This window comes from Psychrobacter sp. MES7-P7E (assembly GCF_002863645.1).
In the GTDB taxonomy this organism is placed as follows: Bacteria; Pseudomonadota; Gammaproteobacteria; order Pseudomonadales; family Moraxellaceae; genus Psychrobacter.
In genome coordinates this window covers 1-14,575 of record NZ_PJBU01000101.1, presented here as the reverse complement: position 1 = coordinate 14,575, position 14,575 = coordinate 1, and the positions used below count along the sequence as shown (strand labels likewise).

General features: G+C 42.7%; 13 protein-coding genes. 6 read left to right on the top strand and 7 right to left on the bottom strand.

The annotated features are described in order from the left end of the window. Positions 1–43: 43 nt before the first annotated feature. The gene (locus tag CXF62_RS08745) at positions 44–634 is read left to right on the top strand and encodes a M23 family metallopeptidase (RefSeq protein WP_101205360.1); all 591 of its coding nucleotides are present in this window, start codon (positions 44–46) and stop codon (positions 632–634) included. A gap of 107 nt (positions 635–741) precedes the next feature. On the opposite strand, the gene phoR is transcribed toward CXF62_RS08745, so the two are convergent. From phoR to dtd, 3 genes are all read right to left on the bottom strand, one after another. After that, entirely contained in the window at positions 742–1,833 is a 1,092-nt protein-coding gene (phoR, locus tag CXF62_RS08740) for a phosphate regulon sensor histidine kinase PhoR (RefSeq protein ID WP_102093949.1), read from the bottom strand. Positions 1,834–1,891: 58 nt separating this feature from the next. Further along, entirely contained in the window at positions 1,892–2,596 is a 705-nt protein-coding gene (gene phoB, locus CXF62_RS08735) for a phosphate regulon transcriptional regulator PhoB (protein ID WP_057761786.1), read from the bottom strand. Between the two features lie 112 nt (positions 2,597–2,708). Continuing rightward, positions 2,709–3,161 carry a D-aminoacyl-tRNA deacylase gene (gene dtd / locus CXF62_RS08730; protein WP_102093948.1) on the bottom strand — a complete coding sequence of 151 codons (453 nt, stop codon included), beginning with the start codon at positions 3,159–3,161 and terminating at the stop codon, positions 2,709–2,711. A 274-nt stretch (positions 3,162–3,435) separates the two neighbouring features. Here dtd and asd point away from each other — a divergent pair, with 274 nt between their 5' ends. After that, entirely contained in the window at positions 3,436–4,272 is an 837-nt protein-coding gene (asd, locus tag CXF62_RS08725) for an archaetidylserine decarboxylase (protein WP_102093946.1), read from the top strand. Between the two features lie 94 nt (positions 4,273–4,366). On the opposite strand, the gene CXF62_RS08720 is transcribed toward asd, so the two are convergent. The 4 genes from CXF62_RS08720 to fadB all read right to left on the bottom strand — a co-directional run bounded on the left by CXF62_RS08720 (position 4,367) and on the right by fadB (position 9,660). Continuing rightward, positions 4,367–4,996, bottom strand: coding sequence for an HD domain-containing protein (locus CXF62_RS08720; protein ID WP_102093945.1), 630 nt, complete (start codon positions 4,994–4,996; stop codon positions 4,367–4,369). A 240-nt stretch (positions 4,997–5,236) separates the two neighbouring features. After that, positions 5,237–5,812 carry an isochorismatase family protein gene (locus CXF62_RS08715; protein ID WP_102093943.1) on the bottom strand — a complete coding sequence of 192 codons (576 nt, stop codon included), beginning with the start codon at positions 5,810–5,812 and terminating at the stop codon, positions 5,237–5,239. Between the two features lie 285 nt (positions 5,813–6,097). Further along, positions 6,098–7,270: an acetyl-CoA C-acyltransferase FadA gene (fadA, locus tag CXF62_RS08710; RefSeq protein ID WP_057761795.1), complete on the bottom strand. Its 1,173-nt coding sequence runs from the start codon at positions 7,268–7,270 to the stop codon at positions 6,098–6,100. 230 nt (positions 7,271–7,500) lie between these two features. Further along, positions 7,501–9,660, bottom strand: a complete 2,160-nt coding sequence (fadB, locus tag CXF62_RS08705; RefSeq protein WP_102093942.1) for a fatty acid oxidation complex subunit alpha FadB — start codon at positions 9,658–9,660, stop codon at positions 7,501–7,503. 866 nt (positions 9,661–10,526) lie between these two features. On the opposite strand from fadB, the gene CXF62_RS08700 reads away from it, so the two are divergent. The 4 genes from CXF62_RS08700 to CXF62_RS08685 all read left to right on the top strand — a co-directional run bounded on the left by CXF62_RS08700 (position 10,527) and on the right by CXF62_RS08685 (position 14,468). Then, the gene (locus CXF62_RS08700) at positions 10,527–11,603 is read left to right on the top strand and encodes a polyprenyl synthetase family protein (protein ID WP_102093941.1); all 1,077 of its coding nucleotides are present in this window, start codon (positions 10,527–10,529) and stop codon (positions 11,601–11,603) included. A gap of 71 nt (positions 11,604–11,674) precedes the next feature. Next, positions 11,675–12,493: a DUF72 domain-containing protein gene (locus CXF62_RS08695; protein ID WP_102093939.1), complete on the top strand. Its 819-nt coding sequence runs from the start codon at positions 11,675–11,677 to the stop codon at positions 12,491–12,493. A gap of 74 nt (positions 12,494–12,567) precedes the next feature. Further along, positions 12,568–13,608, top strand: a complete 1,041-nt coding sequence (locus CXF62_RS08690; RefSeq protein WP_102093938.1) for a ParA family protein — start codon at positions 12,568–12,570, stop codon at positions 13,606–13,608. Positions 13,609–13,610: 2 nt separating this feature from the next. Next, positions 13,611–14,468, top strand: a complete 858-nt coding sequence (locus CXF62_RS08685) for an SIR2 family NAD-dependent protein deacylase (protein ID WP_185156626.1) — start codon at positions 13,611–13,613, stop codon at positions 14,466–14,468. Positions 14,469–14,575 lie beyond the last annotated feature (107 nt).

The window sequence follows — 14,575 nt, the reverse complement described above, 5'->3', positions numbered from 1 at the left end:
TATAATAAAATCTCAAATGACATAAAATATATATGAGACATCAATGCTAGCAGATGGAAACAACCAGCCTCCCAGACCTTCTTTTTTTAGTCGTTTAATAAGCCTACTGATTAAGGCTATCGTATTACTAGCACTGTTATTTGTCTTTGATAAACTGCTACCCAGTATCAGTCAACAAACGCAATCATTTGTGGTTGCCAAATGGCAACAATTGAGTCTATTGCAACAAGAGCTGCCGACAGAAAACAGCTTGCCCAGTCCACTACCAGAACGAAACCTGACAGACACTTGGGGCGCGGCACGTAGCCAAGGCCGCTCCCACGAAGGCATTGATATCTTTGCGCCGCGCAACACTCCTGTGCAGTCGACCACACAAGGCGTAGTAAGCAAAGTTGGTGAGAACACATTAGGTGGGCGCGTAGTCGTGGTGGTAGGGCCTGGTGGCGCAGGACATTACTACGCTCATCTAGAGGACTATGCTGACATCTCCCCCAATGACTGGGTCAATCAGGGCGACGTGATAGGTTATGTGGGTGATAGCGGTAATGCAAAAGGAACACCGACACATGTACACTATGGTATCTATATTAATGGCAGTGCGGTCAACCCTTATCCACTTTTGCAAAAGGATTAGCGAATACAGAAAGGTATGTCGTTAACCTAATTTGAAGTAGTGCTAAGTTTGTATTAACCAAAAGATCGAAGCCGAAAAACCAACGCTAATATAAGCCAGAAATTATATTAATTGGCTGTGACGGATCTGACGTAGTTTGAAGGAAATACCACACTAAATGTCGATCCTTCCCCTTCTACTGAATCGATTTGCAATTGTGCTTCGTGCTGGTGTAATACGTGCTTTACAATCGCTAATCCCAACCCCGTACCACCTGTCGCACGACTGCGACCTTTGTCGATACGATAGAAACGTTCTGTCAAACGGGCGATATGCTCTGACGCAATACCGATCCCATCATCTTCGACCGCGAAACGGCAGCCATCAGACGTCCTTGTCCAGCTGATAGTGATATTGCCACCTTTTGGTGTATATTTGATGGCATTGATTACTAGATTGGATAGCGCACTATTCAAGTACATCTCTGATCCGTACAGCCCATCGTACGTATCTATATGCAAATGAATGATGTGTTTGTACGCTTGGTTGTACGCTTGTGCATCGTCGTAGATATTGGTTAGTAGCTTAGTCATATCTATGTAATGCAGCTCGTGTGATTCTTCGATTTCAATCTTAGACAGTAGCAGCAAGTCGTTCACGATTCTATTCATACGGGCTGTTTGCTGTGTCATCAGCTCAAAACCGCGCCGCCATTGCGGCGGCATATCTGGCTGATCGGAGAAATTTTCTAGGTAGCCCATCATTACCGTCAATGGTGTCCTAAGCTCATGCGAGACATTCGCCACAAAATCCTGACGCATTTGCTCTAAGTGCCGCAGGCGGGTCACGTCATATACAAACAGCAATTTTTCATCACCGAAAGGCGTTAGTTCGCACTTTAAGTAGCGACTAGGATCTCGCCATGATTCTATATGGACGCCGTCGTTAGGTATCGTTGTACCTTCATAATACTGGCGGAACTCAGGTACAGTAATAAAGTCAAAAATATTTTGACCTTTATCTTCTGGCTGTAGCAGCAATAAGTCTTGTGCCGCCTGATTCCACCATTCTAGTCCATCATGATTGTTGAGCAAAATCACTGCATCGCGCAAGGCTCGTAGTGCACTGCCGATTTTTTTGAGTTGCTCAGCTGTACTTTGAGTAGATATTTGCTCTAATAGAGCTGATTGCTCACTCTGTGCTGGCGCTATCTTGTCCATTTTTTATCCTTACCACTATCCGCGGCCTTTATATTGCTGCGGCATTATTTGTACAAGATTAACTTGGCTCAATCAGGCTAGAAAATCGGTAGCCTGTTCCACGTACCGTCTGTATCAATGTATCACAGTCATAAGGTCGTAGTAATTTACGTAGACGTTTGATATGCACATCAATGGTTCGGTCTTCGATATATACATTGCCGCCCCATACCTGATCGAGCAGCTGCGTTCGTGTATAGGCGCGCTCAGGGTGACTCATAAAAAATGCTAATAGGCGATACTCTGTAGGCCCAACATCAACGATTTTACCTGCAGCTGTCACGCGCTGACTCTTGGTATCTAAACTTAACTGTCCAATTTCGATAGGTTTATCGCTGCTCATCGCGCTACTGCGGCGTAGTACGGCTTTGATTCTAGAAATCAGCTCACGAGTCGAAAAAGGTTTGGTCATATAATCATCTGCGCCTGCATCAAGACCGTGCACCTTACTATCTTCTTCGCTTTTTGCCGTTAGCATAATGACTGGTATTTCAGAGAGTAGCTCGTCGTTTTTGAGCATGCGACAAAAATCCACACCGCTCTTGTCACCCGGCAACATCCAATCTAACAGTATCAGTGACGGTCTATGATCGACCACTTGCTGATGCGCCTCTGACACGTCAGCTGCTTGCAAGCTATCAAACCCAGCCATCTCTAGCGTCATGACAACCATTTCACGAATCGCAGGCTCATCTTCAACAATCAAAATTTGCTCATTATACATAGGACATTCTCGGTGTTAGCGGACAAAATCTAGCATGTAAAAAGGCGATATATACTCACCAGTCTCTACCTATTAAACGGATTAATTATGACAGCTTGATGACACTCTAAAATCAGATTTCTAGTAAAAAATTAAGCGGCCCATCATTGACGCTCGACACTTGCATATCCGCACCAAACTGACCAGTTGCCACATTTGGATGCTTAGTTTTGGCATAATCGACCAGTTGTTCAAATAACGCTTGCGCCGCAGCAGGTGCCATCGCACCACCAAAGTCTGGTCGGCGACCTTTGTCTGTTTTTGCCATCAAGGTGAATTGTGAAACTAATAATAGCCCACCACCGACCTGCTGAACGTTTTTATCCAGTTTACCAAATTTGGCAGGATCTTCGTCATTTTCAAAAATGCGATAGGTCAATATTTTGTCAATCATACGCTGGGCAGCGGCAAAATCATCTTCATGCCCTAAGCCAATATATGCCAATACCCCATGCCCAATCTCACCGATACACTGTTGATCGACGACCACACTAGCGTGCTTCACCCGTTGTATGAGTGCTTTCATTTACTAATTCCTTAACAGATTATGGCCATACAATAATATGCTGTCCATGATAAAATACCGTCATTAACTTAACTATTATTAGGGCGTGTTTGATATTCAGAAATAGGTACTGCAGATCGCTAAAACTGTTCCAGACAAGACGTAAAACGACGATAATGCTCGCGCCTTATCTAGATTTACAACGTAGTATGGCGCAATTTTAGCCGCTGTCAGTGCCATGGTCGAATTTCCAACGCGCCCCTATTACATTACACCTTATTTTGGTAGCCTTATTATGAATGTATTTACCACCTTACAACAGCTTGTGCCGCAGCAAAAGCTCAGTAAAGTCGCTGGACGTTTGGCCGCCAGTCGCCACCCTTATGTCAAACGCACCTTTATCCGTAGCTTTGCCAAAGCTTATAATATCAGCTTAGACGAGTACGAACGCCAAAGCCTCAACGCTTATGAAAGTTTTAATGACTTTTTTACCCGTGAGTTAAAAGAAGATGCTCGTACTATCGACGCCACGGCAAACGGTATCGTAAGTCCTGCGGACGGTATTATCTCTCAGCTAGGACAAATCGAAGACCATAAACTACTACAGGCAAAAGGTCGTCACTATGATGTCGGCCAACTACTTGCTGATAGTGAAGATGGCAGTTATTTCGCTGATGGTAGTTTTGCAACTATCTACTTAGCACCTAGCAATTATCACCGTGTGCATATGCCGTTTACTGGCACATTGACTAAGACTCGCTATGTGCCTGGCACCCTGTTTTCGGTCAACAATACTACGGCGGCTAACGTGCCAGACTTGTTTGCGCGTAATGAGCGTCTGGTCTGTATGTTTGATACAAAGTATGGCAAAGCAGCTGTTGTGATGGTTGGTGCTATGATTGTCGCTGGTATCGAAACCGTCGCGACAGGCAAGATTACCCGCACGGATGATATACAGGAAGCGGATCACGATATGCAGTTTGCAGCAGGCGAAGAGCTTGGACGCTTCTATTTAGGCTCAACGGCTATCGTGGTATTACCAAAAGCGGCAAAGGCTGACTGGCTAGATAGTATGCAAGCCAATAGCGTCGTGCAAATGGGTCAATTGCTAGGAATGGCAAATGCTCAATAACACGCCTGTATAAGAGTACTGAAAATATCAGCCCAGTTAAGCGTAAATCATAATGCTTTATTGGTCTTTTTTTATGTCTGTTACTTATGCAGATTTATGCGTCAATCAGCCAACCTTGCTGAGTTGCGTATGCAATATTATGTGATAGCCAGTCATGGATAGGAGGGAAACTGTCTTTGATAAATGCATGCGCACCCACCACTTGCGAGCGCGTAACACCAAGCTCAATCCACGTTTTACCATCGGTATTTAGATTGAGTAAAAACGGCAATAAGCGATCAACCACTCTGAGCAACTGACTTTCTTTGCCACTTCCTGTTTCCTGCGCTTCCCAAACCTCACTCAAATCACTAATGCCATTGCCTCGCTCACGTTGCAATCTGGCAATGCCTGCACGCTCTTCGACGTGTGCATCAGTACGCGTATCAGCATATAAAAAAGTATCCCCCGCATCAATCTCACCCAAATCATGAACCAACGCCATCTTCAGCAACTTTTCATGATTGACGTCTAGCGCAAATAATTCAGCAATCGACCAACATGCCATCGCTAGATGCCAAGAGTGTTCGGCAGAGTTTTCTTTGCGAGTAGTCTGTGTCACATAGCTGCGGCGATTCACTCGTTTGAGCGCATCTAACTCTAATAAGAAATGAGTGACATCATCGATTTGGATATGTGAAGTAGCTTCGGAATGAGTGAGTGATATAGAACTGACTTGCGACATTATTTTTTCTCTGGTTTTCTCTAATTATTGGTTTTAACGGTTATAAGTTCTAGCGATTTTAAGTTTCATTGCTAAAGGTATTATAATTAGTTTGATATCTAGTAATGATTAAAAGACTATTATCGCTATCAAAAAAATAGCGCTTATCTTACCAAGCGCTATCTATTCTAAGTTAGAAAATAAATGGTTAAATTAAATCCCTATTTATCCAAGTTTTTAAGCACCTAAGGCTTAAACCACCTACTTAATCAAATTAATGATGGTTTTAAACGCAGGATCTTCGCTGCTACGGCACAGCTCAAATAAGATTGATTCGACAGTACTAATCACCCCACCTGCACGGCGAATACGACGAATTGCTTGCTTTTTGTCATAAGGAAAACGAGAACCCACCGCGTCACCAATAATGACAGGCTGCATACCATTATCCAATAAATCCAGTGCCGTCTGCATAATACAAACATGAGCTTCAGCACCAAAAAGCAACACGGTACTACGATTCTGTTGGGCTAGATGGTGCCATGAATCGTTGTTATCACAGGCACTAAACGTGACCTTTTCAAAGCTCTTGGCATTGTCTCCTTCGAGTATGTTGCGCAGCTCTGGCAAGGTATCGCCCAAGCCTTTTTTATATTGTTCATTGAGCATGATTGGAATATTGAGCGCTTGCAGCCCTTTAATCAAGGTAACGGTTTTTTTGACAATGTTTTCGTGATCATAGATATGCGGCGTTAAGCGCTCTTGCACATCAACAATCATTGCTTGGGTATTCTCACGAGCGATTCGATAGGTGCGATCATTAATCATAGTAGACATAGTACACTCCTTGTACGGCTGACAGTTGCAACTAAAAACTATTTTAGAATTATCATAAACAGTGCCATGGTTCATCTTCCTCTTATTTAGTCATAGTTTCATGAATGCGTCAATGGAGATAATTTTTAATCGCCGTAATACTGTGCTTTTCGACTCTGTGATTTACTAGCTTACCAAACATCAGTTTTACCCATAAAAAAACCTCCAGCCGTTATGACTAGAGGTTTTTCGTTAGCGAGTAGCTACTTATTGAGTGTTCAAATAATCTTGTTTATATAAATAAGATTAAACACGCTCAATAATAGTAGCGATACCTTGGCCAAGACCAATACACATTGTCGCTAGACCGATTTCAGTATCTGACTGCTCCATTGCGTTTAGCAATGTCACTGTGATACGAGCGCCTGAACATCCTAGTGGATGACCTAGAGCAATGGCACCACCGTTGATGTTAACGATGTCTTGCTTGTCAGATAGGTTCAGACCTTTCAATACTGATAGACCTTGAGCAGCAAATGCTTCGTTTAGCTCGATGGTTTGCATGTCATCAATGCTCATGCCAGCACGCTTCAATGCTTTTTGGGTAGCAGGTACAGGACCATAACCCATGATAGCTGCATCACAACCAGCCACAGCCATACTACGGATACGGGCACGTGGCTTTAGACCTAGATCTTTGGCTTTTTGTGCGCTCATTACTAGCATCGCTGACGCACCGTCAGATAATGCAGATGAGGTTGCCGCTGTTACTGTACCGCCTTTTGGATCAAACGCTGGACGTAGCTTTTGCATTTGCTCCATCGTTGCATCTGGACGAATGACTTCATCAACCGTACATAGTTGCAGACGACCAGCAGCATCATGACCTTCGATACCGATGATTTCATTGTCAAAACGACCTTCAGTAGTTGCAGCCCATGCACGGCGATGTGACTCAAGACCAAACGCGTCTTGCTCTTCGCGCGTGATGTTGTTCATACGGCCTAGCATTTCAGCAGTCAAGCCCATCATGTTTGACGCTTTTGCATAATGCTTAGAAGCAGCAGGGTTCAAATCAACACCGTGCATCATGCCTACGTGACCCATGTGCTCAACACCACCGATGATGAATACATCACCTTGGTTGGTCATGATTTGTGCAGCAGCAGTATGTAGCGCCTGCATAGAAGAACCACATAGACGGTTAACCGTTTGGCCACCAGCAGTCTTTGGGATACCAGCTAGCAAACCGATGTTACGACCGATGTTCAATCCTTGCTCTAGCGTCTGGTTGACACAACCCCAGATAATGTCTTCGATATCATTGGTATCAAAGTCATTACGTTCTACTAGCGCACGTACTAGTTCCGCTGACATGCTGTCAGCACGTACATGACGGAACATACCGTTTTTGGTTTTGCCCATTGCCGAGCGTACGCCATCTACGATGACCACATCTTTTGGACTTAAAGTTGTCATACCATATTCCTTTTCAATTTTTATTGTCAGTGTAGTCAACCCAATTTACGACTATTACCTTGTTAACCCCGCTCAAAGTACAATAGGTACATTTGCGCTTGATTTACTCGTACTAGCATTAAACTGAACCAACTATAATCGTACGTTCGCTATTGGAGACGATTCATGTCTCAATTGCTTTCATGCAAAATAGCAAACGTACTGCACTTCATCCTAGTAATGACTGACTATTACGCTGTTGCGTAAAAAGTCTCGCCTGCAGCTGCCATGTCGCGAATCTTTTGTGGCGCTTCATAAGCTTTGCCAAGATGTGCGTATTTTTCACACAGTGCCAAATAGTTATCAAGACCCATTTGATCAATATAACGGCAAGGACCACCACGGAATGGAGGGAAACCAACGCCCATAATCATAGCCATATCAGCTTCAGATGGCGTACTCACGATGTTATCTTCTAAGCAGCGTACTGTTTCATTACAGAAGGCTAACATAGTGCGGTCGATGATCGCTTGATCGTCAAACGTTTGCTTTTCGCTGTCAGTCGTGGCTTTTAGCAGCTCGTAAGTGGCTTCATCAGCAACTTTCTTTGGCTTGCCGCGCTTGTCCATTTCGTACTTATAGAAACCGATACCGTTTTTCTGACCTAGACGCTCATTGTCATATAGATGCTGGATAGCACCTTTATAATCAGGCTTCATACGATCAGGGAAACCATCAGCCATCACTGCTGCGCCATGTACACCTGTATCTAGACCGACCACGTCGATTAGGTATGCAGGGCCCATTGGCCAGCCGAATTTTTCCATAACTTTATCGACATGAGCAAAGTCAGCACCTTGCTTCAGTAGCAAGTCAAACGCACCAAAGTATGGGAACAATACACGGTTTACCAAGAAACCTGGGCAGTCATTCACAACTACTGGCACTTTACCCATTTTAGAAGCAAGTGCAACGGTAGTCGCGATAGCTTCTTCAGATGATTTCTCACCGCGGATAACTTCTACCAATGGCATACGGTGTACTGGGTTGAAGAAATGCATACCGACGAAGTTTTCTGGACGCTCAAGCGCTTCTGCTAGGAACGTAATAGAGATAGTCGAGGTATTTGACGCTAGGATACAGTCGTCTTTTACTAGACCTTCTACTTCTTTTAGTACCGCACGCTTCACGTTTGGATTTTCTACGACGGCTTCGATAACGATATCAGTCTCAGCAAAATCACCGTAGTTCAAAGTAGGACGGATACGGCTTAACGTTTCACCCATTTTTGCTGGGGTCATCTTGCCGCGTTCTACCATTTTGCCAAGCAGTTTGCTCGCTTCGCCCATACCAAGGTCTAATTGCTCAGACTTGATATCTTTCATGATGATTGGCAAGCCTTTGCTGGCTGCTTGATAAGCAATACCGCCACCCATGATACCAGCGCCTAGTACAGCGGCTTCGTTGATGTCATGTGCTTGTTTGCTATGCTGTTTTGCTAACTTTTTAACTAATTGATCGTTTAAGAACAAACCAACTAAGCTTTCTGCTTGTGGGGTTTTAGCCGCTTTCGCAAAACCAGCCGCTTCTACTTCGATTGCTTTGTCACGTGGTAGGTTAACGTGTTTTTCAATAGCTTCGATTGCTAGCGCTGGTGCTGGGTATTGCTTAGGATTGGCTTTAGCAAAAATAGCACCTTTGGCACTGTTGAACGCCATTGCTTGCTCAAGTTGGTTTAGCTTAACTGGAGCCAGTTTCTCTTCACGTTTTGCTTTCCAATCAAGCTCACCTGAGATACATTTTTTGACTAGGTCAATTGCTGCATCTTGCAAATCATCAGCAGGTACAGTCGCATCAACCAAGCCTAGCTTCAATGCTGCCAATGCTTTCTTTGGGCTACCAGTCGCGATCAGCTCAAGTGCGTTATCGATACCGATGATACGCGTACTACGAACTGTACCGCCAAAACCTGGGAAGATACCTAGCTGAGTTTCTGGCAAACCGATGATCGCTTTGTCACTCATGACACGGTATTCACAAACCAAAGTCATTTCACAACCGCCGCCCATTGCCGCGCCATTGATAGCCGCAACTTTAGGGAATGGTAGGTCTTCAAAACGATTGAAAGCGTCATTAACATGAACGACCCAATCTTTGATCTCGCTTTCTGATTTTTTGAAAGAACCGACGAATTCTGTGATATCAGCACCAGCGATAAACACGCCTTTGGCTGAAGTAACGATAAGACCTTTTACGTTGTCGGCTTTTTCTAACGCACTAACTGCTTCACCAAACTGTTTGTTAGTTTCGGCATCAAATTTGTTCACGCTCTCATTTTCGGCGTTGTACTGCATGTTGGCGATGCCATCCTCTAGCATTGTCACCGTGATGCGATTTCCTTGGTATACCATTTGAAACTCCTTTCTATATAACGAAAGCTACGTTTTGAATTAAAATAAATAGCCAGTTACTGTTAGTAAAATGGGTAATAGCACTGTGCGCTTGTCATGTTATAAAGACAAACATATAACCAGCTCACAAGTGAAGATGTCTTTATTATCCAGCGTTCATCATGATGCACGCATTTTGCGTCTCTTGCATGACATCATATGACGCTTCATTTATATACTGCTGTTGCAGGTACTGATGTTCAAAATATTGACTGAGACTTGGTCTAACACTCGGTATCGACGATTGAACATCCTGAGAAAAAACCCAGTAGGGCCACCATCAGACCATTTTCACGTCAATTAGTGTAGGGGATTATGCCCCTAACTGTCACAAGCTAATACCATACTCGCAAGTCACTCTTAAATCACTTGCAGGCATTTACCTTACGCTAAAAGTGTTTTAGTGAATAAATGTATACTGAATTGTTAATTTAGATTTATTTCGTGTTGTTGACTTCATGCATGCCGTCTTTGGAACGACAGTCCGTTAGCGCTACTTAATAAATGCTACTTGGTCAGTGCTAGCTATTCAGTGTAAACATTCAGTACCACTTTTCTACGGTAATAAGATTAACGTGCCAGCCTAGCTTGCTCTTTTATCAGAACATATTCAACAAGAGAGTGACATCATCCATCGGTAACGAAATCTTGTCGTTATATTGCAGATAAGATTGCACTGTTTTTGAATAGACTTTGGTAAAAAAATGCAAAAAACAATCAATTGATACTGTGTGTCACATAAGCAATATGACCTATCATGCTACACTAATAGCGTTTTTTCCTTATCCTTAATAAGTTTTACTGTATCCCTGATAAATGGTTGGATTATGACTGTTTCCCTTACTTCTAGCACTACCTCTACTGGTGTTATTCCTTTTGACTTTGTCTCTTTTCAAAGCACTGAGCAGTTTCATGGTGCTGTGCGCGAGCAATTGGCGCAAGATATCGAGGTCTTGTTTGCTTATGCCAAGCTCCCTAGCCCGCTAGTAGATGCTTGCCACTATGTCATGACGGGTCAAGGCAAACTGGTACGCCCACTGATGGTTGCCAGCGCTTTTGCCAGTATTAATAACAGTAATAATGAACGTACAGACGAACCTAATGATGATATCGATACTCTCGATGCTGATCTGGACACGCTACTAGAAAACGACTCAGACTATGATATGTCGCGCCGTGCTGCATTGGCGGTAGAGCTATTGCATACTTATTCGTTAGTGCATGATGATTTGCCCTGTATGGATGATGATGAGCTGCGCCGTGGTCAGCCGACGGCTCATATCGCCTTTGATGAAGCGACGGCTCTGCTGGCAGGAGATGTATTGCAGACACTAGCCTTTGAAGTACTAACCGCGGAGATGCCAACCTTTGCGCCATTCGATGCAAATATCGCAAGTCAGCTTATGGCAATATTTGCGCCGCGCGCCAGACGCATGGTGTCAGGTCAAATGCTAGACCTCAATGCCGAAGCCAGTGCCAATATTGCACAGGATGATTTAGAAGCCATTCACCGTGATAAGACAGGGGCATTGATTGAAGCGGCGATGCTCATGGGCGGCGTCTGTGCTGGTGCAACGGCCCCACAGCGCATGGCATTGCAAGAATGCGCGCAATATATCGGTCTCGCCTTTCAAGTCCAAGACGATGTGCTAGACGTCACCATGACGACAGATACACTTGGTAAGCCTGCGGGTAGTGATGAAAAACTAGACAAATCTACCTATGTAAAACTAATGGGTGTCGATGACGCGACCAGCTATGCGCAATCATTGTTTAATGACGGGCGTGCAGCCATTTCTCATGAACTACATAGTCGTGAGCTTAGCGACAATGAAGATACCGTTGGCACAGATAATGATGCACTACTGGCACTGATTGAATGGCTCTGGTCGCGTAAAAAGTAGCTTGTCAAATAGCAGTCGAAAGTAGATATCTTAGTAAATTTTATTATTCAAAACGGCAGTGAGTGGTCAACATGGACAGTTCCCCTACCCCGCGCGTTTACCTCGGCACTGGCGGCTATAGCGACACCGACTTGCTCGGTACGCTGTATCCCACCGGCACCAGAAAAACCGATTTCTTACGTGAATATGCCAAGCAATATGGCGCAGTCGAAATCAACAGCACATTCTATGCGCCCATCGGGCAAAAAGCCTTTGCTGGTATGGTTGATAAAGCTTATGTACAAGCTGAAAGCGAGTTGAAGTTCGCTGTCAAACTGCATCAAGACTTTACCCACGCTCGCAAAGGCACTGCCGAGCACGCACAAGCATTTCTAAACGCCTTATCTCCACTTATCGAAGCAAATGCTTTAGCGCCTTTACTACTTCAGTTCCCACATGGCTTTGATCGTACTCGCGAGCATCGACTATATCTAGCAGAGCTTGTCAGTTGGTTTCAAGACTACCCACTCACCATTGAGTTTCGTCATAACGCTTGGCACACGCCGCAAGTGGTCGATAGTTTTGTACAGCAAAGTCTCATTTGGTGTAGCATTGATTACCCAAAGGTCAGCGGATTACCACCGTCACGATTGATATTTACCGAACGCACTGGCTATCTGCGCATGCATGGCAATAACCTAAACTGGTGGGATGCGATGAGCGCAGCTGATCGCCATGATTATCTCTATAGCGAAGCTGAGATGCAGTACTGGGCACAAGCGATTGCTAATCAGCGTCAGCATTTTGATACGCTCTATATTTTCTTTCAAAACACCGTCAATGCACACGCTTATTATAATATTGCGATGCTGAGAGAAGCGCTGGGTAAGTTTGGGTTTAATGTTTTGTGAAGTTCAAACCCTAATAAATAAACAGCTACGATATAAATATATTAATAATCACTCTTTATATATAAAGGAAAAATATGATAGCTATAGCTATGTTCAATAATAAAGGTGGCGTTGGTAAAACCACACTTACGTGCAATATTGCTTCTTATCTAGCAAAAAGAGGAGGTAAAAGAGTCTTAGTAATTGATTGCGATCCTCAATGTAATGCGACTCAGTTGATTATGGGTGAAAGTTATGCAGCTGAATTGTACTTTGCTGATTCAGCTGCAGGTGTGACAACGACAATTAGTGATATTTTAAGACCTATTGAAGATGGTGACTCGACTATCTCCGACAGTATCATTCCTATTAAAAGTTCAGATAATCGCTTTGGGGTAGATTTAATTCCAGGTCACCCATCCTTTTCAATAATTGAAGATCGACTTGGAGCTGCTTGGCATGATTTGACAGGTGGGGACATTGGTGGAATAAGAAAGACTAACTGGAATACTTTTCTCAAAAAGGAAATTAAGAATAACTATGACTATGTTCTTTATGATTTAGGACCTAGTTTGGGCTCTATTAATAGAAGCGTACTTATCGGTTGCGATAAGTTTATGACTCCTATGGGAACAGATATTTTTAGTATATTAGGGATTCGTAATATCTCAACATGGTTGAAATCATGGGTTGACCGGTATCAAGTTGGGCTAGAACTATCTGAAAGAAATTCGCCGGGAAGCTTAAGTCGTTTTAATATTGATAGTAACGATAGCCTTCCAATAACGAAAGGATATGTCGGTTATACAATCCAACAATATATAACTAAGTCTAAAGGTGGTGTTAGAAGACCTACTCGTGCATATGAGGAAATAATTAAGAACGTTCCAACAGAGGTAGAGAACTCATTATCAGAATACTTATCATTGGGTATGAATCACACTAACCTTCAATTAGGTGATGTTCCTCATTTATATAGTCTAATTCCACTAGCACAATCTGTTTCAGCACCTCTTTTCGAATTAAAAAGTAGTGATGGAATTGTCGGGAGTCAGGGAAAGCAAAAAGAGCAATATGAAGTAATTATTGGCGGTATATGCGCTAACCTTATTGAAAATATTACTCTGGGACGATGAATATGTGGCCTAAAGCTTTGATTGAAGAACTTGCAGCAAGACGTTGTGTAATATTTTTAGGTGCAGGGGCATCCGCTGGTTGTAAAACTGTCGGTACAGATCCCAAGAGTCCTCCAAATTGGATACAATTATTAGAAGGCTTGAAAAGTATTGCGAGAGATAAAGATTCTTTAGAAATAGTTGATGATTTAATCGCTAAAGAAAAATACCTTGATGCTGCAGAAATTTTATTTGGAAGCACTAATCGCGCTGACTTTTCTGCCTATATAAGAGATATTATGGCGGTACCCAGATATCAACAATCTTCTATACATGAAAGCATCTTAACTATTGATCCCAAAATTGTCGTTACAACAAATTATGATGATATATATGACAATTATTGTAGAAGTGGGCAAGAAAGTGGCTTATATAATGTCTGTAAATACTATGAAAGTCATTTAGTTTCAGACTTAAGGTCACCTGTTAGACAAATTGTAAAAGCGCATGGTTGTATTAGCGATCCGTCAAAAATGGTACTTACAAGATCTCAGTATTTTAAAGAACGTCAAAATCATCCAAATTTCTATAAAGTACTTGATGCTCTATTTTTAACAAATACATTATTTTTTGTTGGTTATAGTCTTTCTGATCCAGATATTCAATTATTGTTGGAAAACTCTAATATTGCTTATGAAAATTCACACCCTCATTATGCTCTTGTTTCTGAAGGTATAAACAAGTCTATAAAAGAGGCATATAGAGAAGCTTATAATATTGATTTTATTGAGTTCCCTACTGGTGATTATAATAGAGCTAATGAAATGTTAAATGAACTCCAATTATTAGTTACTGAAAGGCGTCAAGTAAATCCTGCCTAATAATAAAGCTTATTAATTAGTCTTTAGATAAGAGGTTAGATAAAATCAATATAAAAGTTAAAAGAATATATTCTCAAAGAATTATAATTAGGTTTAAACCAAAAAAA